This is a genomic window from Ureibacillus sp. FSL W8-0352 (genome assembly GCF_038004345.1).
Lineage (GTDB): Bacteria > Bacillota > Bacilli > Bacillales_A > Planococcaceae > Ureibacillus > Ureibacillus thermosphaericus.
In genome coordinates this window covers 1,564,287-1,586,213 of the sequence record NZ_JBBOQT010000001.1, presented here as the reverse complement: position 1 = coordinate 1,586,213, position 21,927 = coordinate 1,564,287, and the positions used below count along the sequence as shown (strand labels likewise).

Annotated in this window: 22 protein-coding genes and 1 tRNA gene; 22 read left to right on the top strand and 1 reads right to left on the bottom strand. The window is 35.9% G+C overall.

Going from position 1 to position 21,927, the window contains the following annotated elements; genetic code table 11:
- The first annotated feature begins 52 nt into the window (after positions 1–52).
- The 14 genes from NST98_RS08125 to NST98_RS08060 all read left to right on the top strand — a co-directional run bounded on the left by NST98_RS08125 (position 53) and on the right by NST98_RS08060 (position 12,353).
- Positions 53–1,216: an ATP phosphoribosyltransferase regulatory subunit gene (locus NST98_RS08125; RefSeq protein ID WP_340714871.1), complete on the top strand. Its 1,164-nt coding sequence runs from the start codon at positions 53–55 to the stop codon at positions 1,214–1,216.
- Complete coding sequence (hisG, locus tag NST98_RS08120; protein WP_340714870.1) at positions 1,213–1,860, top strand: ATP phosphoribosyltransferase; 648 nt, start codon at positions 1,213–1,215, stop codon at positions 1,858–1,860. The genes NST98_RS08125 and hisG overlap by 4 nt, the downstream gene beginning before the upstream one ends.
- The gene (hisD, locus tag NST98_RS08115) at positions 1,857–3,137 is read left to right on the top strand and encodes a histidinol dehydrogenase (protein WP_340714869.1); all 1,281 of its coding nucleotides are present in this window, start codon (positions 1,857–1,859) and stop codon (positions 3,135–3,137) included. The genes hisG and hisD overlap by 4 nt, the downstream gene beginning before the upstream one ends.
- Positions 3,138–3,743, top strand: coding sequence for an imidazoleglycerol-phosphate dehydratase HisB (gene hisB / locus NST98_RS08110; protein WP_340714868.1), 606 nt, complete (start codon positions 3,138–3,140; stop codon positions 3,741–3,743).
- Positions 3,740–4,372, top strand: coding sequence for an imidazole glycerol phosphate synthase subunit HisH (hisH, locus tag NST98_RS08105; RefSeq protein WP_340435629.1), 633 nt, complete (start codon positions 3,740–3,742; stop codon positions 4,370–4,372). Before hisB ends, hisH begins: the two co-directional genes overlap by 4 nt.
- Entirely contained in the window at positions 4,373–5,131 is a 759-nt protein-coding gene (hisF, locus tag NST98_RS08100; protein ID WP_096551886.1) for an imidazole glycerol phosphate synthase subunit HisF, read from the top strand. It abuts the gene before it with no gap.
- Positions 5,131–5,775 (top strand): bifunctional phosphoribosyl-AMP cyclohydrolase/phosphoribosyl-ATP diphosphatase HisIE, encoded by a 645-nt coding sequence (gene hisIE / locus NST98_RS08095; protein ID WP_340435637.1) that lies wholly within the window; start codon positions 5,131–5,133, stop codon positions 5,773–5,775. The genes hisF and hisIE overlap by 1 nt, the downstream gene beginning before the upstream one ends.
- Positions 5,776–5,892: 117 nt before the next feature.
- On the top strand, positions 5,893–7,425 hold the full coding sequence (locus NST98_RS08090) for a tetratricopeptide repeat protein (RefSeq protein WP_340714867.1): 1,533 nt from the start codon (positions 5,893–5,895) through the stop codon (positions 7,423–7,425).
- Positions 7,426–7,487: 62 nt separating this feature from the next.
- Positions 7,488–8,438: a thioredoxin-disulfide reductase gene (gene trxB / locus NST98_RS08085; RefSeq protein ID WP_340435624.1), complete on the top strand. Its 951-nt coding sequence runs from the start codon at positions 7,488–7,490 to the stop codon at positions 8,436–8,438.
- Between the two features lie 253 nt (positions 8,439–8,691).
- The gene (locus NST98_RS08080) at positions 8,692–9,183 is read left to right on the top strand and encodes an NUDIX hydrolase (protein WP_016838699.1); all 492 of its coding nucleotides are present in this window, start codon (positions 8,692–8,694) and stop codon (positions 9,181–9,183) included.
- The gene (gene rapZ, locus NST98_RS08075; RefSeq protein ID WP_096551879.1) at positions 9,176–10,048 is read left to right on the top strand and encodes an RNase adapter RapZ; all 873 of its coding nucleotides are present in this window, start codon (positions 9,176–9,178) and stop codon (positions 10,046–10,048) included. The genes NST98_RS08080 and rapZ overlap by 8 nt, the downstream gene beginning before the upstream one ends.
- A 14-nt stretch (positions 10,049–10,062) precedes the next feature.
- Positions 10,063–11,022: a gluconeogenesis factor YvcK family protein gene (locus tag NST98_RS08070; protein ID WP_340714866.1), complete on the top strand. Its 960-nt coding sequence runs from the start codon at positions 10,063–10,065 to the stop codon at positions 11,020–11,022.
- 33 nt (positions 11,023–11,055) lie between these two features.
- Positions 11,056–12,003: a DNA-binding protein WhiA gene (gene whiA / locus NST98_RS08065; protein WP_340435616.1), complete on the top strand. Its 948-nt coding sequence runs from the start codon at positions 11,056–11,058 to the stop codon at positions 12,001–12,003.
- Positions 12,004–12,095: 92 nt separating this feature from the next.
- Positions 12,096–12,353 carry an HPr family phosphocarrier protein gene (locus NST98_RS08060; RefSeq protein ID WP_026019099.1) on the top strand — a complete coding sequence of 86 codons (258 nt, stop codon included), beginning with the start codon at positions 12,096–12,098 and terminating at the stop codon, positions 12,351–12,353.
- A gap of 367 nt (positions 12,354–12,720) precedes the next feature.
- On the opposite strand, the gene clpP is transcribed toward NST98_RS08060, so the two are convergent.
- The gene (gene clpP / locus NST98_RS08055) at positions 12,721–13,311 is read right to left on the bottom strand and encodes an ATP-dependent Clp endopeptidase proteolytic subunit ClpP (protein WP_340714865.1); all 591 of its coding nucleotides are present in this window, start codon (positions 13,309–13,311) and stop codon (positions 12,721–12,723) included.
- A gap of 334 nt (positions 13,312–13,645) precedes the next feature.
- Between clpP and NST98_RS08050 the strand changes: the two genes are divergently transcribed.
- The 8 genes from NST98_RS08050 (at position 13,646) to NST98_RS08015 (ending at position 21,921) form a co-directional block, all read left to right on the top strand.
- A tRNA-Arg gene (locus NST98_RS08050) sits at positions 13,646–13,717 on the top strand.
- A 453-nt stretch (positions 13,718–14,170) separates the two neighbouring features.
- Complete coding sequence (locus NST98_RS08045; RefSeq protein WP_340714611.1) at positions 14,171–15,526, top strand: transposase; 1,356 nt, start codon at positions 14,171–14,173, stop codon at positions 15,524–15,526.
- 349 nt (positions 15,527–15,875) lie between these two features.
- Entirely contained in the window at positions 15,876–17,027 is a 1,152-nt protein-coding gene (locus NST98_RS08040; protein WP_340714864.1) for an ATP-grasp domain-containing protein, read from the top strand.
- A 3-nt stretch (positions 17,028–17,030) separates the two neighbouring features.
- Positions 17,031–18,749 carry a methyl-accepting chemotaxis protein gene (locus NST98_RS08035; protein ID WP_340714863.1) on the top strand — a complete coding sequence of 573 codons (1,719 nt, stop codon included), beginning with the start codon at positions 17,031–17,033 and terminating at the stop codon, positions 18,747–18,749.
- 1 nt (position 18,750) lies between these two features.
- Positions 18,751–18,885 carry a hypothetical protein gene (locus tag NST98_RS08030; RefSeq protein WP_340714862.1) on the top strand — a complete coding sequence of 45 codons (135 nt, stop codon included), beginning with the start codon at positions 18,751–18,753 and terminating at the stop codon, positions 18,883–18,885.
- Between the two features lie 761 nt (positions 18,886–19,646).
- The gene (locus NST98_RS08025) at positions 19,647–20,471 is read left to right on the top strand and encodes a basic amino acid ABC transporter substrate-binding protein (protein WP_445684034.1); all 825 of its coding nucleotides are present in this window, start codon (positions 19,647–19,649) and stop codon (positions 20,469–20,471) included.
- 20 nt (positions 20,472–20,491) lie between these two features.
- On the top strand, positions 20,492–21,202 hold the full coding sequence (locus NST98_RS08020) for an amino acid ABC transporter permease (RefSeq protein WP_340705125.1): 711 nt from the start codon (positions 20,492–20,494) through the stop codon (positions 21,200–21,202).
- Positions 21,199–21,921, top strand: coding sequence for an amino acid ABC transporter ATP-binding protein (locus NST98_RS08015; protein WP_016838687.1), 723 nt, complete (start codon positions 21,199–21,201; stop codon positions 21,919–21,921). The genes NST98_RS08020 and NST98_RS08015 overlap by 4 nt, the downstream gene beginning before the upstream one ends.
- Positions 21,922–21,927: the final 6 nt, after the last annotated feature.

The window sequence follows — 21,927 nt, the reverse complement described above, 5'->3', positions numbered from 1 at the left end:
TAATTATCTAACACTCTAATATGTTAAAGTATAAATAACAGGATGTGTGAATATGTCATCAATCAAAAAGTTTGAAAAACCTCTAGGAATGAGAGATACATTCCCGCCTATATATGAAAAGATCGAAAGAACAAGGCAAATAGGTCGACAATTTTTACGTTCTCGTGGGTTTGATTTTATTGAGACACCAACTTTAGAATATTACGATACTGTTGGAAAAGCATCAGCTATTTCTGACGCATCCCTTTTTAAATTGGTGGATAGCCAAGGAAATACCCTTGTCTTGCGTCCTGATATGACGACACCCATCACAAGGGTTGCGACATCTAAATTATTAAAAGAAAAAATCCCACTCCGACTAGCTTATTCGGCAAATGTTTTCCGTGCGCAACAAATGGAAGGTGGAAGACCAGCCGAATTTGGTCAGATGGGCATTGAAATTATTGGAGATAAATCGGTTTACGCTGATGCGGAAGTACTGATAATAGTAATCGAATTGATGAAAGAGTTTGGAATTGAATCATTCAAATTAACCATTGGGCATGCAGGTGTACTGCATGATATTTTAAATGATTATACAGACCACTATTATCAACGGGAAACTTTACAAAGATTGCTTGTTGAGCGTAACTATGTGGGATTTGAAGAAGCGGTGCATGAATTTGATTTGCCTGTAACAAAAGCAAATGCATTGCTCGAATTTATTAATGAAGCAACAAACTTAGCTGCCATCGAAGATATGGAAAAATATGTACGAAAAAACGATGGTGTAGAATATATGAAACAACTTGCTAAATTAATTGAAGCATGCAATCTTTCACAATATGTTTCTTTCGATTTTACACTATCTAGCCACATGAATTATTATACTGGCATGTTATTTGAGATTTTCGCATCAGGAAGTGGTTTCCCACTAGGAAATGGTGGACGTTATGATGGTTTATTAAATTTATTCGGTAGTGATGTAGGAGCAACAGGTTTTGGCATTCGCATCGATCGACTTCTTGAGGCATTGCCTAAAGAAGAAATGGTTGAAGAGACTGTTTGCATCCTATTTGAAGATGAGGAATTTAATAGGGCGTTAGAACTTGCAAATAAGTTAAGACAACAGGGTGCTCGTGTAACGGTACAAGCGAAAGAAGGATTGATTAATAAAGATGCATTTACAAAATTGTTTAGTCGGGTCGTTGAATTGAGCCAGGGGGAAGAACAATGAATAGTGAATTAACGATTGCTATGCCGAAAGGACGCATTTTTGAAGAAGCGTTTCAAATGTTAATAGATGCTGGATTTCAATTGCCGGAAGAAGTGGAAATGTCACGGAAGCTAATGATTGAAATTCCAGAAGAGAACATTCGATTTATTTTAGCGAAACCAATGGATGTTCCCGTTTATGTAGAGCATGGCGTTGCAGATATTGGAATTGCAGGGAAGGACGTATTATTAGAACAGCAAAGAATTGTGCATGAGCTATTGGATTTAAAAATTAGTAAATGTCATATCGCATCAGCAGGCTTGCCAAATACAGAAATGGATGTAATTGCACCTCGCATAGCTACGAAATATCCAAATATTGCAATGAATTATTATAAGGGCATTGGTGAGCAAGTGGAAATCATTGAATTGAACGGGTCTATTGAACTTGCGCCGATGATTGGTCTTGCTGATCGCATTGTGGATATTGTTTCAACGGGAAGAACATTAAAGGAAAATGGTCTAGTGGAATATGAACACATTGCCGATGTGTCTTCCCGTTTAATTGCAAACCCAGTAAGCTACAGAATGAAAAATGCACGAATTCAAGAAATTGTATCCCGATTGAAGAAAATTGTGAAAAAGAGGGAAGGTCAAACAACATGAAAATTTCTAAGTTATCTAAAAACATTTCGTTAAAAAGAGAACTTGAGAGCGGAAATGAAGAGCAGTTAAAAACGGTACGTCAAGTGTTGGCAGATGTTCGTGAAAACGGCAATCAAGCTGTTCGTAAATATACGGAAATGTGGGATGGAATTGTTCTTTCTGATTTACGTGTGACAGAAGAAGAAATCAATGAAGCGCTTCGACATTTTGACCCCCTATTAAAGCAGGACTTAGAAGAAGCGGCAAACAATATTCGCAATTATCACGAAGCGCAAAAAAGAAATGGGTATACATTGCCGTTAACTGACGGATCGTACCTTGCTCAACGGATTGTTCCACTAGATTCGGTAGGATTATACGTGCCGGGTGGGTCTGCCGCTTATCCTTCCTCTGTATTGATGAATGTTATTCCTGCTCAAGTTGCAGGGGTAAAACGCATCGTCATTACTTCTCCTTGTGGAAAGGATGGTAAACTTCCCCCTGCAGTTCTTGTTTCAGCTAACATTCTGGGCGTGAATGAAATTTATAAAATTGGCGGTGCCCAAGCGATTGCAGCGTTGGCCTATGGAACGGAATCAATTGCTCCTGTCGATAAAATTACAGGGCCAGGGAACATTTTTGTTGCATTAGCAAAAAGAGAAGTATTTGGTGAAGTAGCGATTGATATGATTGCTGGACCAAGTGAAATTTGTATAATCGCAGATGATTCGGCTTATCCAGATGAAATCGCAGCAGATTTATTAAGCCAAGCGGAACATGACAAACAGGCATGCGCCATTCTAATTACAACGAGCGAAAAGTTGGCACAAGCTGTGAGCGAACAGGTGGAAAATCAATTAAAACAACTTCCGAGAGAAGAAATTGCAAGAGCTTCTATTGAAAACTTTGGACATATTTATATTGCAGAAAATATGGATCAGGCAGTGGAAGCAGTAAATACGCTTGCACCTGAACACTTAGAAATTGTGACTGAAAATGCGGAAAAAGTGAGTGAGGGTATCCGCCATGCGGGTGCAATCTTTATCGGCCGTTACAGCTCTGAGCCGGTCGGGGATTACTTTGCTGGTCCGAACCACGTATTGCCGACAAATAGCACAGCGCGCTTTGCTAGCGGATTAAATGTAGATGATTTTATTAAAAAGACAAACATTGTTTATTATACAGAACAAACATGGAAAGAGAATGTGCAAAAAATTGCAAGACTTGCCCGCATGGAAGGCTTAGAAGCTCACGCAAGAGCTGTAGAATCGAGAGGTTGGAAGAAAGGTGAAAACTAAATGACACAAACAAAGAAACGATTTGCTCAAATCGAACGAACAACGAAAGAAACGCAAATCAAAATAGAATTTTATTTAGATGGAGAAGGAAAAGCAGAAGTTGATACAGGTGTTCCTTTTATGGATCACATGCTCGATTTGTTTATGAAGCATGGATTGTTTGATGGGAAGATTGTTGCAAACGGTGATACTTATATTGATGATCATCATACAACAGAAGATCTCGGAATTGTTTTAGGACAAGCAGTTCGAGAAGCGTTAGGTGATAAACGAGGTATTCGCCGATACGGAAATGCTTTCGTACCAATGGATGATGCATTGGCACAAGTGGTTGTAGACTGCTCTAATCGTCCTCACTTAGAATATCGTGTTGCTCCTGAATTGAAGGAAAAAGTAGGAACATTCGATACGGAATTAGTACATGAATTTTTATGGAAGTTTGCTTTAGAAGCAAGAATGAATGTCCATGTAATCGTTCCTTATGGACATAACACACATCATATTATAGAAGCGATTTTTAAAGCCCTTGCTCGCGCGATTGATGACGCTATTCAAATCGATCCACGAGTTAAAGGAGTACCTTCAACGAAAGGACTACTTACATGAAAATTGGTGTAATCGATTATGGCATGGGAAATTTATTTAGCGTTGTACAAGCGTTAAACAAATTAGATGCAGAAGTAATTCTTTCATCCAGAACAGAGGAGTTAAGTGAAGCAGATGCTCTCATATTGCCCGGAGTCGGCGCTTTTCCTGATGCAATGAAGAAGCTAAAAGAAACTGGGCTTGATCAGTTTATTCGAAATGAAGTAAAGAACAGTAAACCACTTCTTGGCATTTGTTTAGGAATGCAGCTGTTATTTGAAGAAAGTGAAGAAGTTGCTCCGACAAAAGGTTTCGGGTTTTTTGAAGGAAAAATCGTTCGTTTTTCTGGAATTTCTGAGCAGGGAGAAAAATACCGAGTTCCTCATATGGGATGGAACTCATTGATATTCCACACTATTCCAAAATGGTTGGAGGGGGAAGAAATGCCAGAGGACAAACATGTCTATTTTGTTCACTCTTATTATGCAAATACTACCTCCTCTCAAGTGGTGGCATTTGCCGACTATTTTGGTGTGAATGTTCCCGGCATTGTTCAAAGTGGCAATGTTTGCGGTATGCAGTTCCATCCTGAAAAGTCAGGAGAATTCGGCGTTTATTTACTGAAAAAGTGGCTGCAAGGGGTGAATTAGATGTTAACAAAACGGATTATACCTTGTTTAGATGTAAAAGATGGAAGAGTCGTAAAGGGTATACAATTTGTAGGTCTGCGGGATGCAGGAGATCCGGTGGAACTGGCAAAGTATTATGATGAACAAGGTGCAGATGAACTTGTGTTTTTAGATATATCAGCCTCTTTCGAAGGCAGACAAACGATGGTTGAAGTTGTGAAAAAAACGGCTACAGAACTTGCGATTCCCTTTACGGTGGGAGGCGGAATTCGCACGTTAGAGGATATGAAACGAATTTTACGAGCTGGAGCGGATAAGGTATCAGTCAACACATCAGCAATCGAAAGACCAGAATTAATTAGAGAAGGTGCAGATTATTTTGGTTCGCAATGCATTGTTGTCGCTATTGATGCACGTTATTCTGAAGAAGACGGTACTTGGATGGTTTATACCCATGGTGGGCGAAATAAAACGAATTGGACTGCTGTTGAATGGGCAAAAAAAGCGGTGGAACTTGGAGCAGGGGAAATTTTATTAACAAGTATGAATAGAGATGGCGAAAAAACAGGATTTGATTTAGCGTTAACGAAAGCAATTCGTGATGCGGTGACTGTGCCGGTTATCGCAAGCGGTGGTGCAGGCAATAAGGAGCATTTCCGAGAAGTATTACAAGATGCTGATGCTGACGCAGCCCTTGCAGCATCGATTTTCCACTATAAAGAAACAAGCGTGGCAGAAGTAAAAGCCTATTTGCGCGAAAAAGGAGTTTGTGTCAGATGATGGAAATCGAAAATTTAAAATTTGATGAAAAGGGTCTAATCCCTACTGTTGTACAAGATGCACGTACGAAAGAAATATTAACAGTCGCTTATATGAATTTAGAATCGCTACATAAAACGGTGGAAACTGGGGAAACATGGTTTTTTTCACGTTCTCGTAATGAACTTTGGCATAAAGGAGAAACGAGCGGAAATACGCAGAAGGTTGTTTCAATAACAACTGATTGCGACCAAGATGCGCTAGTTGTTGAAGTCATCCCTGCTGGCCCTGCTTGTCATAATGGAACAACTTCCTGCTTCACAGAAATAGTTGTGGAGAAAGGGAAAGTTGGAAGCGTTGGTATTATCCCAGAATTAGTAGAAATCATTGAGAAACGCGAAAAAGAGATGCCAGAAGGAGCTTATACTACTTATTTATTCAATGAAGGCATCGACAAAATCTGTAAAAAAGTTGGTGAAGAAGCAACAGAAGTAGTGATTGGTGCGAAAAATCGAAATCCGGAAGAAGTGAAATGGGAAGCAGCTGATTTGATTTATCATCTACTTGTATTATTACAGGAACAAAAAATTAGCGTGTACGATGTGCTAGAAGTGTTGGTAGAACGCCATCAACAAAAGAGAGCGAGCACAAAAATTACAAAATAATTTCATCATTCTTTTAAAGCATTTGCCATGACGTAGGTTGGAAATGTGATATAATAAAATGGATTAGAAAAGGGACGTTTTTAAAACGTTCCTTATTTATTGTCTCGGAGGTTCATTTTGGAAAAGAAGCAACAGAAAGGTAAAAACAACATTGTCTCGTTTATTCCAGATGGTGAATATTATTTCAATAAAGCAATAAAAGCGTTGGAAAAGGACCAAATGGATCGAGCTTATAAATATATGAAAAGAGCTGCAGAATTGAGTCCGGATGATGCTCATGTATTAATGCATTATGGCCTATTAGAATTAAGCGCCCAAAATTTTGAAAAGGCTTATGAATTAATTCATACTGCATATTGCATCGAACCAGATGAACCGGAACATATTTATTATTTAGCGGAAGTGTCCGGTTATTTAGGTTTAATGAATGATGCAAAAAAATATGCTGAAAAATATTTAGAACTTGATCCTGATGGTTATTATGCATTGGAAGCTAAGGAAATAATCGATTTCGCTTATTTTGAACAAAATGAATTGGAAGATTTGGAAGAGGATTCATACGATCAATTCATTCAGCAAGAAAAAGCTCGTCGATTAATGGAAAATAGCCAATTTAATGAAGCGATTGAAGTGTTAGAAGAGCTTGTTGATCAATATCCTGAGCTTTGGGCTGCTTATAACAATTTATCTCTTGCATATTTTTATGTAGGAGATTTGGAACAATCAAAAGCAATTTTACATCATGTTCTTCGAGAAAATGTTGGAAATTTGCATGCATTATGTAATTTAACCATCATTGCATATTATGAAAAAGACGAGTCATATCTGAAACAATTAGTGGACATATTAAAAAAAGTGCATCCATTTGATTTTGATAATCGATATAAACTTGGTGCAACATTAGCATTGATTGGGGAATATGATTTAGCCTACAAATGGCTTCACAGCATGTCGAAACGAATGGCACCAAGTGATTCAGGTTTTTATTTTTGGTTAAGTCAAGCGGCTTACTTTTCCAATCATGTGAAGGAAGCAGAAAAAGCTTGGGAAATGTTAATTCGTATTGATCCTTCGAAAAAGGGAATGGAGCCATGGAAACACATTAAAAATAAAGAAATCACGGAAATTCCAACGCTTGATCAAAATCGAGAATACATTATTAAGAAAATTAATAGCGATTATCCGGCACATCGAATGTTTGGCTTTTTCCTGCTCAGTAAATCGGCATTTAAACAGGAAATTATTTCTCATCCGAAATTAATAGATCTCTCAAAATACAACGGATTAGAAAAACTTTGTTTAGCTTATGCACTTAATCATCAATTTAATCTTAAAAACAAAATGGAAAGAAATTTCACTCGTTTAATTGGAGTGGCGGAAGAACTTTATAATAAAACGGAAGCATTAACACTTGAATTACAGTACTTATATCAAATGTGGTTTGTCCTATCTGAAAAAGCCTTTTTGAATGGCTATGAATTTAAAAATGTAAAAGCTCTTGCTGCTGCAGTGGAATATATGTATTTTTCAACGGTTAAGTCAAATCGAGTGACGAAAAAACAATTTGCGGAAAAACACGAAATTACTGTTTCTACATTAACGAAGTATGTTGACCAATTACTAAAATTTCTACCTTTTGACGAGGAATAAGCAAACTATTTGAAGTTCCTAATTTATTAGACTACATTAGAAGTAATTAGGAGGAATTAAAAATGGCTGAAGAAAAAATTTATGATTGCATCATTATCGGGGCAGGTCCAGCAGGGATGACGGCAGCGGTATATACTTCACGTGCAAACCTTTCAACTTTAATGTTAGAACGTGGAATTCCTGGCGGACAAATGGCAAATACGGAAGAAGTGGAAAACTATCCAGGATTTGAATCCATTTTAGGACCAGAATTATCAACAAAAATGTTTGAACATGCGAAAAAATTCGGTGCGGAATATGCTTATGGCGATGTAACAGAAATCATTGATGGCGAGGAATATAAAATCATCAAAGCAGGATCAAAAGAGTATAAAGCTCGTTCCATTATCATCGCAACTGGTGCTGAATATAAAAAATTAGGAGTTCCTGGTGAAAGCGAACTAGGTGGCCGTGGTGTAAGTTATTGTGCAGTATGTGATGGAGCTTTCTTTAAAGGAAAGAATTTAATTGTTGTCGGTGGTGGAGACTCAGCAGTTGAAGAAGGAGTATATTTAACTCGATTTGCTGAAAAAGTTACAATCGTGCACCGCCGCGATAAATTACGTGCACAGAAAATTTTACAAGACCGCGCTTTCGCTAATGAAAAAGTTGACTTCATTTGGAACCACACAGTGAAAGAAATTAACGAGAAAGACGGAAAAGTTGGCAGTGTAACGCTTGTTTCAACAGTAGATGGTTCTGAAAGGGAAGTTCCATGTGATGGTGTCTTTGTTTATATCGGTATGGTACCATTAACTGCTCCGTTTAAAAATTTAGGTATTTTAAACGATGATGGTTATATTATGACAAACGAAAAAATGGAAACATCTGTAAAAGGTATTTTTGCAGCAGGAGACGTACGTGATAAAATGTTGCGACAAATTGTTACAGCAACGGGTGACGGAAGTATTGCAGCCCAGTCTGCACAACATTACGTTGAAGAACTAAAAGAAAAATTAGTGAACAAAAGGTAATAAGAAATTAACTATATTGTAACTTTTATTACCATTGATAAGGGGTATAATAAAATTAGAATTTAACCCCCCTTTTAGTTTATATATTTTGTTGTTTCCATTATGGGAACAACTTTTTTTTGAATATTCTACGGAACGCCTTCCAATCATAAACTGAAATAATAGATTATTTCCATAGCATTTTTTGTACCGAACGAAAAGAGTCGCGGTATAATAATAGTAGTAGGAGTAACAAAGATTCGAGGTGTCGTTTATGCAAAGAATTGCAAATTTATTAGCAATACAAGATGGACAAGTTCTGCTTCTTAAAAAACCGAGAAGAGGTTGGTATGTCGCACCAGGCGGGAAAATGGAAAGTGGTGAATCCATTGTTGAAGCAGCAGTAAGGGAATTTCGAGAGGAGACGAATGTTACTCCTAAAAATGCCCATTTAAAAGGTGTCAATACAATTGTTATTAAAGAAAATGATGAAGTAATTGATGAATGGATGCTATTTACATTTGTAGCGACTGGTGTTGAAGGAATTCCAGATAAAGAAAATCGAGAGGGAATTTTAGAGTGGCGTCCAATTGAAGATCTTTACCACCTCCCAATGGCGGAAGGGGATCGAAAAAATTTATTATTTGCAGCGCTAAAACAAGGGATTCAATACGGTACGTGTGTATATACAAAAGATTATGAATTAATCGAGGCGAAATATCAAACTTCGATGGAGCTAATCGAAGGGGATGAAAAAAATGGGTGAAATCGATCATGAACATGAATTAGTCATCATTACTGGCATGTCCGGTGCAGGCAAAACAGTAGCTGTTCAAAGTTTTGAAGATCTAGGGTATTACTGTATAGATAATTTACCTCCAGAATTGTTAACCACTTTTTTAAGATTGATGAAACAGTCGAAAAAAAGAATTTCAAAAGTTGCAGCAGTAATGGATATGCGAGGGGGAGAATTTTTCAACTCTCTCATTGATGCACTTGATATTTTAGAAAAAGAGAAAAATGTAAAGATGCGAGTTTTATTTTTAGACGCAGATGATGAAACACTTGTTCGTCGATATAAAGAAACGAGACGCCAACATCCGTTAGCACATGGAGGATTACCTCTAGATGGAATAAAAAAAGAAAGAGCAATGCTATCAGAGCTAAAAGGCAGGGCTCATTATATTTACAATACCTCCAATATGAAACCACGAGAGCTTCGTGAGCGAATTGGAGAGGAATTCGCCGTATCAACGAGTCCAAAGTTTTCAATCAATGTGATGTCTTTTGGCTATAAAAATGGAATTCCTATTGATGCGGACTTAGTATTCGATGTAAGATTCTTAAAAAACCCTTATTATGTTGAGGAATTGCGCAATAAAACAGGGTTGGATAAAGAAGTCTATGATTACGTTTATAGCACAAAGGAAACACAACTATTAATTCAAAAATTAGAAAACTTATTTGATTTTATTATTCCTCAATATGTTAAAGAAGGAAAATCGCAATTGGTGATTGCCTTTGGATGTACGGGCGGTCAACATCGCTCTGTAACATTAACTGAATATTTTGGAAAATATTTAAGTGAAAAATATCAAACGGAAATAACACACCGTGATATTCGATCTTAGAGAGGATTGTTTTAATGGAAAAAATCAATATCGTTGTCATTGGAGGAGGGACCGGTTTATCAACAGTATTACGAGGGTTAAAACTCTATCCATTTCATATTACTGCCATTGTTACGGTAACGGATGATGGCGGTTCTTCCGGAAGACTTCGGGATGATTATGATATTCCGCCTCCTGGAGACATTCGGAATGTCATTGCCGCTTTATCTGATACGGAGCCTTTAGTGGAACAGATGTTTCAATATCGCTTTTCCAATTCAAAAGATCTTGGGGGCCATTCATTAGGGAATTTAATGATTACCGCATTGACTGACATCATTGGCGATTTTTCCAGTGCCATTGCCGAGATGAGTAAAGTGTTGAAAGTTCACGGAAAAGTTATTCCATCCGCAAATAGACAAGTGAATTTACATGCAGAATTATGGGACGGAGAAATCATAAAGGGTGAATCGAAAATTCCTTTATCCAACAAACGCATAAAGCGCGTTTTTTTAGTGCCAGAAGATGTTAAGCCCCTTCCAGAAGCAATAAGTGCAATCAAAAATGCAGATTTGATACTAATCGGTCCTGGTAGTCTTTATACAAGCATCATACCGAATTTGATAGTGAAAGAAATTGGTGAAACTGTTGTACAATCGAAGGCTAGAAAAATTTACATTTGCAATTTAATGACACAACAAGGGGAAACGAATCAATATAAAGCGGCTGATCATATCAAAGCAATATATGAGCATGTCGGGAAACCGTTCTTAGATGCCATTCTAGTGAACAGCAATGATTTGCCATCCCTCATCAAAGCAAATTATAAAGAACAAAACGCTGAACCTGTTAAAGTTGATGTGGAAGAATTAGAAAAGCTCGGATTAGAAATAATTAAAAAAGATATCGCTACAATTAAAAACGGCGTTGTGCGACATGAAGGTGAAGCGATTGCGGAATGGTTAATCGATTACTCATTAAAAATAAAAAATTAGTATGAACGATTTACATAAGAGAGGGGGGCTTCGATGTCATTTGCTTCAGAAACGAAAAAAGAATTGACTCAAATTGAAGAGAGCAATCAATGTTTAAAAGCAGAAGTCTCTGCAATTATCCGCATGAATGGGACGCTCTCTTTTTCAAATAAACAACTTAGTTTAGATGTGCAAACAGAAAACGCTGCAATAGCTAGAAGAATTTATACGATTATTAAAAAGCTTTATCCGTATAATGTAGAATTGCTGGTTCGCAAAAAAATGAGATTAAAGAAAAATAATGTTTACATTTGTCGCATTCGTGAAGGTGCGCAAGAAATATTAAAAGATCTTGATATTTTACAAGGAGAGTTTCAATTAAATCATTCTATTTCCCAATCGTTATTGAAAACAGATGAGCAAAAAAGAGCCTACTTAAGAGGGGCTTTTTTAGCTGGTGGTTCTGTTAATAATCCAGAGACGTCATCGTATCATTTAGAAATTTATTCAATGTATAAAGAGCATAGTGAAGCTTTAGCCAATTTGATGAATGAATTTCAATTAAATGCGAAAACCATTGATCGTAAAAAAGGGCACATTACTTATTTAAAAGAAGCGGAAAAAATTTCAGATTTTCTTGGCTTAACTGGCGCATTCCAAGCGATGTTAAAGTTTGAAGATGTTCGTATTTTACGAGATATGCGTAATAGCGTAAATCGAATCGTGAACTGCGAAACAGCAAACTTAAACAAAACCATTGGTGCAGCATTAAGACAAGTAGAAAACATAAAATTTATTGATCAAACAATTGGTATCGATAATTTGCCAGAAAAATTGCGAGAAGTGGCTAGGCTGCGCATCGAACATCAAGATGTCACGTTAAAAGAATTAGGAGAAATGGTGTCGACGGGAACGGTCAGCAAGTCAGGAATCAATCATCGTTTAAGAAAGATTGATGAAATTGCCGAAAAGCTGCGTCGTGGTGAAAATGTAATAAAATAATAAAATTGAATTCACATTGTTCTTTTTAAATAATTTCGTTAAGATAGATATAAAATGAGATGAACGGTTTTAGAAAGGGTGTGAAAATGAAAATGGTTGAAACCACAGTGGAGGTTAAACTGAAGACCGGCTTACAAGCTCGACAAGCGGCGTTGTTTGTTCAAGAGGCGAATCGTTATAAGGCAGATATTTTTCTGCAAAAAGATGATAAAAAAGTAAATGCAAAATCTATAATGGGAATTATGAGCTTGGCCATTGCAAGAGGTACAACAGTAAAATTAATCGCTGAGGGTAATGATGAAAATGAAGCAATTGAAGGATTATCTTCTTTCATTCAAAAAGAAGTTTGATTTATGAATAAATTGAAAACGCTCGCAATTTTTCGAATCATTTCGAGAATTGTGAGTTTTTTTATTTTTAAATATTCAAACAAATTTTCAAGTGGGGAATATAAAAAAGAATAGGGTTTTTTGAACGAAACGATATATTAGTATAAATTATGATGAATATTTGATATGTCGATTTGAGTAAAGACGGCAAGTAAACTTGTCGCATATGTTTTGTCGCAATTTATTAGTGACAAAACCAAGGGTTGAAAAAGGGCGAGGGCCTCGAGTTTGGCCTTGGAATCCAGCGAAAGAAAATCGACAAAATAAAAAATTATCACCCAATTATTATTGGGTGATAATTTTTATTTTCGTGCAATCCAAGTAGGAATTATTTTTCATCACTTGAAGAAATAATGTGGTCAATTAAACCGTATTCTTTAGCTTGTTCAGCTGTCATGAAGTTATCACGGTCAGTATCTTGCGCAATTTTTTCAATTGGTTGACCAGTATGATCAGCCAATAGTCTATTTAATTTATCACGTAAGAATAGAATGCGCTTAGCTGCAATTTCAATTTCAGTAGCTTGCCCTTGAGCACCGCCAAGTGGTTGGTGAATCATCACTTCTGCGTTAGGCAATGCATAACGTTTTCCTTTTGCACCTGCAGATAGGAGGAAAGCACCCATGGAAGCTGCCATACCGATACAAATTGTTTGTACATCTGGTTTAATATATTGCATTGTATCATAGATTGCCATACCTGCAGTAATTGAACCACCAGGTGAGTTAATGTATAACGAAATATCTTTTTCTGGATCTTCTGCAGTTAAGAATAACAATTGTGCTACAATAGAGTTTGCTACATTATCATCAATCGGGCTTCCAAGTAATATAATTCGGTCTTTTAATAGGCGAGAATAAATATCGTAAGCACGCTCACCACGATTTGTTTGCTCAATAACTGTAGGAACTAAAATCATTATTACGTCCTCCTTAAACCAATTTTCTTTATATTTCTACGTACCGAAACGGAAATTGTTTCAGCTTGTATATTTATCATACACTTATTAGTCAAGAATGGTCAAATATAAAGTAAGGGCAATTTATTGAATATACACAAATTCCTAAGCATCTATAATAGAATAACTTTCTTCTTGCTAAATGGTTGAATTGTTATGAAGACCTGTGTATAATAATAAAGTCGTTAATATTCATAGACGAAAGAGATTATTTACAACACAATGCATATTTATTATTATATGAAAAATAGTAATAAAATATGCAAATTTTGGGAACACCTTTTATCTGATATGTGCCCTCGTGGTGTAATGGATAACACTCAAGATTCCGGTTCTTGCACTGGGGGTTCGATTCCCTCCGAGGGCGCTACAAACATCCGATGATACGACTGCGTTTGCAGTTTTTTTATTTTTTGGATATCTGAAAATATCCGATAGAATTACCAATTTCTTAACATCATCAGTTTAGGTGCTTTAATTCCTTCTATTTTGTATCTACCTCCCCCCTTGATTATCACTTTATATGATCACAAGTAATGATTCCGTCCTCAATGCGTTCCAGTTGAGTAATTTTTACTGATTTCATTGATGAATTTTGGTACATAATTTGCTACTTACTATTACTTAGCAATAAGAGTCGGAGTATTTTATAGTAAAAAATTATGCCGGGAAACTTAATAAGCTCATTTATTTGAGTTAATTTCATAATTCTCACCCCTTGATTTTCAAGGGATTCAAGACAATAAAAAATGGGTACCTCCCCAAATTTCGTTATAATGGTAGGTAACCAAACAAACCATACGAAAGAGGTGAGTACCCTATGACTATTGTAAAACAAATTTCTCTTTTTGACATCCATCAATTATTAGAAATGGAAAGTTCCCATCGTTATGAAGCCATTTTTAGTGCTATCGACATTCAGCCTATATTTCAATTGTTTTCTAAAAAGACATTGAAAGGTGCACCACGTGAATTGAATTATGGTGCAATGATTCAATCGCTGATTATACGTATTGTCGAACGTATTCCAACTATCAAGGATTTAGTCAAACGTTTGGTTCATGATCCTTTATTTCGTTTCGACTGTGGATTCCTTGTGTCTGATGTCGTACCATCTGAAAGCTCTTATTCACGCATGATTCAAGTCATTAGTGAATCAGATGTGCTAGATAAAATGAACGATACACTCATCAAAACAGCGATGTTGGAAGGCTTTCTAAATGATGAACATGTCGCCATCGATGCGAGTCACTTTGAAGCTCGTGATGCTTTCACACCATCAGAAAAGAAAGCACCTAAAACTCCTAAAAAACGTGGTCGTAAAACTAAAGCTGAACGAGCTGTTTGGTTAGCCGAACAAGTAGAGAAAAAAGGAAATCAATCAACCTATGAAAAAGAACTGAAAGAACAGCTGGATATCCCATTAGAAACCCTTTGGAAGGATGTACCGATTGAGCCAAAATGGGGTGTGAAAAAGAATAGTAAAGGAAAAAATACATTCTGGTTTGGTTATAAAGCACATTTAGCTGTTTCGACGAAAAGTCAATATATCATCACTCGTTTGATGTCCTCAGGTAATTTAAGTGATTGTAAAGCTGCGATTCCATTATTGAAAAAACTTCATCACTTAGGAAACGGTCATTTTACAATAGCTATATTTGATGCTGGTTATGATGTTGAACCTATTTACCGTCAAGCCGTATCACAGTCCATGCGAGTCGTGATTCCTTACAACGTTCGTCGAGAAGGAGAATATATAGGATTCGATGAACATTTTCGTCCAACCTGTGTGCGTGAACATCGTTACCAATATGACAGCTTTGACGCTAAGTACAATACATTAAAATTCACACGTCCAAAGGAATGTGCAACTTGCCCATTACGAGAAGACACCCTTTGCCAAAAAGTTTTCAAAATCAAATGTGATATAGATATCCGTAAATTTACCTATCCAGCACGTGGGACAGAACGATGGAAACAGCTTTATCAAGAACGTACAGCAGTCGAACGCGTTAACGCTTATTTAAAGGAATACTTTCAATTAAACAATGTCCGTCATCGTACAGGAAAGAAAGCAAAAATGCATTTCAATCTGGTGACGTTAATTTATAATACCTGCAAACTAGCAGTTGATCGAATCAATGCTTTATTACAGCAACAAAACCAAGTTGCATAATTTAAAAAAAACAAAGTTTTTAGTATAGGGGTACTCTATACTTCAGAAAAACTATGATTTATGAAATTGATTCATTTAACAATGAATAATAAATTTACCTAAAAAGTTAAAACTTCTCATTATTTTGACGATAAGAAAAATGGCCCATTCATCGCAACTTTTCCGTCATAGGAAGTAGGTCTCAATTCGTTTTATTTTGTTCAGCAATTGGATTGATTAGATGCCATATTAATGTATGCAGAACGAGAGGTAAAAGAGCCATCTGTCTAGTTTATCTTATTTTTGCGTTTGAAACATTTTAACTTTATGGAAAGAAACAGAAACTCTGCTTTAAGAAAGGGGATTCAAAATGATTCTCATAAATGATCAAATTATTTCTCCAATTCTGGTCAAATCGTTGCAAGAACTTAATGTACCTGTTATTAAACAAGGTAACAGTTCGGAAATGCCAGATGGAGATTTTTTTTCTATTATTAACGAACACCAAAAGATATTGACAAACTCTGAAAGCTGCTTAGCATTGCTTGAATCTTATGCTCCTAATAGTGTTCAAAATCGTTGGTCAAAACAATTAAAAGATAAAGGGATGTTCCGTCAAATCCTTTCTAAAATGTACCCTGATTATTTCTATAAGGTAGTAAACCTGGATGAGCTTTTTAACATTCCGGTGGAGGATATTCCTTTTCCCGTTGTAATTAAGCCAAGCAAAGGATATTCAAGCGTTGGAGTGTATAAAGTAAAAAGTGCAGATGAATGGCAGGATGCAATACATAAGTTAAGTGTAGATTTACTTGTTATAAAAAACATGTACGACAATGAAGTGATTAACGGAGAGAGCATTTTAATCGAGCAATGGGTATTTGGAGAAGAATATGCTGTTGACTGTTATTACGATCATAATGGTAATCCTGTGATTTTAAATATTTTTAAACATTTGTTTAAAGATGAATATGATACGTCAGATCGAATCTACTATACATCAAAACAAGTAATTCATGAAATCTACGATGACATATTGGCTTTTATGCATAAGTTTAGAGAAGTTGTTCCGTTGAAAAATTTTCCAATTCACTTTGAAGTGAGAAAAAATAATCATGGCATTATTCCAATTGAAATGAATCCCCTCAGATTTGCTGGGGCGGGAACGACAGATCTCGGATTTCATGCTTATGGCTGTAATGTGTATAAGCATTATTTTGAAGGAACTAGCCCTAACTGGGAAGAAGTGCTTCGCCAGATGGACCAAGGTATTTACGGTTTCTTCTGCGCGGAAATCCCTATGGACATTTCACAAAATCTTATAAAGCACATTGATCATCAATCATTCAAAGAACAGTTTAACCAAATTTTGGAATATAGAGAAATACAAGCAACAAATGATAGAACGTTTGCTGTTGTGTTCTTCAAAAACGAAACAATGGAAGAACTTTATCAATTACTGCAAATGGATATACGGCCATTTATTGCATTAAAGGAAATGGAACATTCGAGGGAGAGATAAGGAATGAGAGATATAACTCTGAAAAAATCGATAAAAACCCAATTAATTGTTAGTTTTTTATTACCTTTTCTTATATTTTCACTGATTCTTTTTGGATTTGTTCGATATGTATCAGATTACATTATTCATGAACATGTAATCCCACAGTTTGACGAACGGTTAAAAGAAAATGGCTATGCACTAGCAAAGTCGATTGATCCAGATTTAATTAAGAATACAATGGTTTCCCCAGAGGAATATGGGACGGAGCTGAAGCAGGAATTAGATACATTTATTGAAGGAAAAAAAGGAATCGAATATGTATATGTATTGTCCAGAAAAGATGGAAAGGATGTCATTGTCGCTTTAAATGGCAGTGACGAATTTATGGTTGAGTCTCCGTTTACAGATAATCAAAAATTATCATATGAAGAAAAAGAGACTGTACTGAGTCCTATTTATAGAGATAATTGGGGTGTTCATAAATCATTTTTCATTCCTTTAGACGAAGATGGTGTGGAAGCCATTTTCGGAATCGATATGAGCGCTCAATTTATAGACCAGTTAGAAAAGCGGATAATGACTGTTTCGCTTATTGTAACAGCTGTTATGATTGTTATTGGAATTTTGTTGGCTTTATTCATTGGAAATAGAATTTCTAAACCTCTTATTAGTTTAGTGCAATATGCGCAAATCTTTTCTACTGGAGATCTTAGCAAATCGGTAAATATTGAGCGACAAGATGAGATAGGAATCTTAGCAAATAGCTTTGAAGAAATGAGAAAAAATTTAAGTCACATCATTGATAATGTAAAAGAGAAATCGGTAGGAATTCATCATACTAGTCAAACTCTTTTCGAATCCTTTGAAGAATTAGCTCAGGCTTCTAAACAGATTGCGACGAGTACAGATGAAGAGGCAAAAGGTGCCGAAGAAAGAGCCAACCATATTGAACGAATTTCAAATATGATATCTGAAATATCAACATCGATATCCGATGTAGATGAACAAACTAAGTTCATTAAAAACCTTACTGATCAAACAAGTCAGCAAGCTGAAAAAGGAAATGTTCAAGTTCAAATGATTACCGAACAAATGAACAAAATAAAACAAAATGGCATGATAAGTAAAGAGAACTTGTCTAATTTAGGTAAAAAATTAGAACATATTAATGAAATCATTAAGATTATCCAAGAAATTTCATCCCAAATTCATCTTCTGTCTTTAAACGCATCCATTGAAGCAGCACGTGCTGGAGAGGCGGGTAAAGGATTTTCGGTTGTTGCCCAAGAAGTTCAGAAACTTGCAAATCAAACAGATGGATCAATCAAAACAATTTCTGAAGCGATAGATGAAATCAATGAACAGGCTAATATCGTGCTAAATCTGAACCAACAAGATTATGAAGACATTGTAAAAGGTGTTGAGATTGTCGAGGATAATGGGCGATTATTCAATTCTATTTTTGAGTCAGTAGAGCAATTGGCAGATGGAATTGAAACGATTGTTAAAAGCACGGAAGATCTGGATCAAGCATCCGATAAAATCTTAACGTCCGTTCAAGAAATTTCTGCAATTTCAGAACAGGGCGTGGCTGCGACTCAAGAAATTTCTGCTTCTGCTGTTCAACAAAACAACACAATTGATTACTTAAAACAACAAAATTCAAATCTAAAACTATTGGCTGACAACCTTCAAGATATGATTAAGCAATTTAAGACAAGTGAAACTGCAACAAAATAAATTGAAACTTTATCAGGAGATTTCTTATATTCCATTAGTGGAGATGCTCTTACTTCTGAAGACTTTGATTCTTTTAACTTTATATTATATGGAATGTGTAGTTGGCGATGTTGAACAACAAAAGCGGCCAGATTAAAAACTATGGTAGATTCAACAGAAAATACTACTGATGATGAAAAAGTTAAAACAATTTCGAGGATGAAATTGGGCATGACACTTTATTTGATAAAACATAAATATAGATGTTGTTCCAAACGACCAGGACAATAAGCCTACTTTTTAAGTAGGCTTATTGTGCAAAAAGAAGGCGGAGAGACCTCCACCGCCTTCATGGACTTACGCACTGAAAATAATTATGTACAGACATAAATTTAACAACTGAAAAACATTGAAATATCGATACGTTTAGGTGCATGGTTATTATTCCTTCAAGGGTGCCATTTTACTTACTAGCAGGTAAATAAGTTGTACTCTTTAGTTTAGCAGCCTAAAGATAGATGTGTGGGATAAAATGGAAAGTGAACTTTTCATTTTATCCCCAATTCATTTTTTTAATCAGTTTTTTTAAATAACTTTTTTCAAAAAAATTAATATTCATTCAATAAGATTCCCCCTTCCTCATCTAGCGATTTCGCTTAGGTATGGAGGGGGTTTTTGGAGGTGTAGGGTATTTTTATACAAGAGATTGAAAAATCTATCTTTTCGAAATGTTATATCAATAACATCGAAAAATAAGATATTTCACAAAAATAATGTAATAAAATATAACTTTTTTAATAATGTGAAAAATTAAATGTTGTATAAATATTTTTTGGTTTATATAATTAAACATATCGGTGTCACAAATTTTTATCTAATGCTGATGAACAAGTTAATGACTAAAGGAGGATATTGCAAGTGGTGAAAAAAAATCGCAATTTATTTATGATGTTACTTTTAACACTACTATTAATGTTAACTGCTTGTGGAGCGGGTGGTGAAAAGAACACAACAGGAGATGCTGGCGAGAATACAGGAGATGCCACAGGTGAAAATTCAGGATTAAAAGACAAAAAAATCTTAGTCGGAACAGAAGCGACATTCGCTCCATTTGAATATATGGACGATAAAGGAAATATCATTGGAATCGACGTAGATATTTTAGATGCAATTTTCGAAGAATTAGGCATGGAATATGAAATTCGTCATGTTGGTTGGGATCCAGTGTTCCAACAAGTGCAAAACGGCGAATTGGACATGGGGGCTTCTGGTATCACAATCACTGATGAGCGTAAACAAACTTTCGACTTCACTAACCCATATTTCGAGGCTACACAAGTGATTGTAGTTACTGAAGATTCAGAAATTGAATCAGCTGAAGATTTGAAAGGGAAAAAAGTATCTGTACAAATCAACTCAACTGGACACCAAGCAGCGAAAAAACTTTTAGGAGAAACAAGCCCAGATATATTAGCGTATGAAAACCTTCCGTTAGCGATTCAAGAAGTAATCAATGGAACAACAGCAGCGGCAATTGGTGATAACGCGGTAGTGTATGAATATATTAAAAATAATCCAAATGTAAAATTAAAAGTTATTGAAGACGATGCATTCGATAAAGAATATTACGGCTTTATGGTGAAAAAAGGAAACACTGAGCTATTAAATTTATTAAATGAAGGATTACAAAAAATTAAAGAAAACGGCAAATTAGCAGAAATTACTGGACAAGAAATTGAATAACAGAGTGGGGGGTGTTTCAGATGGAATTCCTGGATTTTCGCTGGGATATAATCTGGAACTACCGTGAAAGCTTCATACGTGGTATTTGGGTAACGTTAATCTTAACAATTTGTGGATTTATAGGCGGATTCATATTAGGAGTTTTACTCGGATTAGGGAAAAATTCGAAAAAGAAATGGATTTATTTCCCTTGTAAATTATATATCGATTTATTCCGAGGAACGCCTCTCCTAGTTCAAATATTTATTATTCACTTAGCTTTAATTCCAACGTTGTTTGGACATTCACTAGGGTTTATGGTTTCAGGGATTACAGCACTTGTATTAAATTGTGCTGCCTATACAGCTGAAATTATCCGTGCGGGGATCCAATCAATAGATAAAGGTCAAATGGAAGCGGCGAGATCTCTCGGTTTAAATCAATTCCAAGCGATGCGGAAAGTTATTTTACCGCAAGCTTTCCGCCGCATGATTCCCCCTCTTGGAAACGAATTTATTACTCTATTAAAAGATTCGTCCTTAGTGACAGTAATTGCTGCCAACGATATTTTATATGCTGCGAAAGTCGTTTCAGGAGCATATTTCCGTTTCTGGGAACCATATCTTGCTGCGGCAGCGCTTTATTTAACACTAACGTTTATCGTTTCGAAAATCGTTTCACTCATTGAGAAACGCTTTAGCATTGAATACAATCCGCGCAAAAATAAAAATGAAGGGCGGGTTGGTGCATGATTAAGATCGAAAATCTTCATAAAAGTTTTGGCGAGTTACATGTGTTAAATGGAATCGATTATGAGATTCAAGAAAAAGAAGTTGTTTGTGTGATTGGTCCTTCTGGTTCTGGAAAAAGTACATTTTTACGTTGTATCAATTTATTAGAAGAAATTTCAGATGGCGCCATTTATATTGACGGTACGAAAGTCAATGATCGAAATACAGACATTAATAAAATCCGTACAGAAGTAGGAATGGTGTTTCAACAATTTAATCTATTCCCACATATGACGGTGATAGATAATATTACGATGGCTCCTATGCTCATTCGAAAAATGAATAAACATGAAGCTGAGGAACTGGCGCTTGAATTGCTTTCTAAAGTAGGTCTTCGTGAAAAGGCATACAATTATCCTCAACAGTTATCTGGAGGTCAGCAACAACGAGTAGCCATCGCAAGAGCACTAGCGATGAAACCGAAAGTCATGTTGTTTGATGAACCAACTTCTGCTCTTGACCCAGAAATGGTAAATGAAGTGTTGGATGTAATGAAACAATTGGCTTTTGAAGGAATGACGATGGTCGTTGTTACACATGAAATGGGATTTGCTCGTGAAGTTGCGGATCGGGTCATCTTTATGGATGGCGGCGTTATTGTGGAAGAAGGAAAACCAGAAGACATTTTTGGAAATCCAAAACACGAACGAACAAAAGCATTTTTAAGTAAAGTTTTATAAATCAAA

Excerpts from the sequence above, each read along its gene's own strand:
- NST98_RS08040 (WP_340714864.1), top strand. The coding sequence starts at position 15,876 with ATGATTCTCATAAATGATCAAATTATTTCTCCAATTCTGGTCAAATCG.
- NST98_RS08060 (WP_026019099.1), top strand. The coding sequence starts at position 12,096 with ATGGTTGAAACCACAGTGGAGGTTAAACTGAAGACCGGCTTACAAGCT.
- hisF (WP_096551886.1), top strand. The coding sequence starts at position 4,373 with ATGTTAACAAAACGGATTATACCTTGTTTAGATGTAAAAGATGGAAGA.
- NST98_RS08015 (WP_016838687.1), top strand. The coding sequence starts at position 21,199 with ATGATTAAGATCGAAAATCTTCATAAAAGTTTTGGCGAGTTACATGTG.
- hisH (WP_340435629.1), top strand. The coding sequence starts at position 3,740 with ATGAAAATTGGTGTAATCGATTATGGCATGGGAAATTTATTTAGCGTT.
- NST98_RS08080 (WP_016838699.1), top strand. The coding sequence starts at position 8,692 with ATGCAAAGAATTGCAAATTTATTAGCAATACAAGATGGACAAGTTCTG.
- hisIE (WP_340435637.1), top strand. The coding sequence starts at position 5,131 with ATGGAAATCGAAAATTTAAAATTTGATGAAAAGGGTCTAATCCCTACT.
- NST98_RS08045 (WP_340714611.1), top strand. The coding sequence starts at position 14,171 with ATGACTATTGTAAAACAAATTTCTCTTTTTGACATCCATCAATTATTA.
- NST98_RS08020 (WP_340705125.1), top strand. The coding sequence starts at position 20,492 with ATGGAATTCCTGGATTTTCGCTGGGATATAATCTGGAACTACCGTGAA.
- rapZ (WP_096551879.1), top strand. The coding sequence starts at position 9,176 with ATGGGTGAAATCGATCATGAACATGAATTAGTCATCATTACTGGCATG.
- hisB (WP_340714868.1), top strand. The coding sequence starts at position 3,138 with ATGACACAAACAAAGAAACGATTTGCTCAAATCGAACGAACAACGAAA.
- clpP (WP_340714865.1), bottom strand. The coding sequence starts at position 13,311 with ATGATTTTAGTTCCTACAGTTATTGAGCAAACAAATCGTGGTGAGCGT.
- whiA (WP_340435616.1), top strand. The coding sequence starts at position 11,056 with ATGTCATTTGCTTCAGAAACGAAAAAAGAATTGACTCAAATTGAAGAG.
- hisG (WP_340714870.1), top strand. The coding sequence starts at position 1,213 with ATGAATAGTGAATTAACGATTGCTATGCCGAAAGGACGCATTTTTGAA.
- hisD (WP_340714869.1), top strand. The coding sequence starts at position 1,857 with ATGAAAATTTCTAAGTTATCTAAAAACATTTCGTTAAAAAGAGAACTT.
- trxB (WP_340435624.1), top strand. The coding sequence starts at position 7,488 with ATGGCTGAAGAAAAAATTTATGATTGCATCATTATCGGGGCAGGTCCA.
- NST98_RS08035 (WP_340714863.1), top strand. The coding sequence starts at position 17,031 with ATGAGAGATATAACTCTGAAAAAATCGATAAAAACCCAATTAATTGTT.
- NST98_RS08070 (WP_340714866.1), top strand. The coding sequence starts at position 10,063 with ATGGAAAAAATCAATATCGTTGTCATTGGAGGAGGGACCGGTTTATCA.
- NST98_RS08125 (WP_340714871.1), top strand. The coding sequence starts at position 53 with ATGTCATCAATCAAAAAGTTTGAAAAACCTCTAGGAATGAGAGATACA.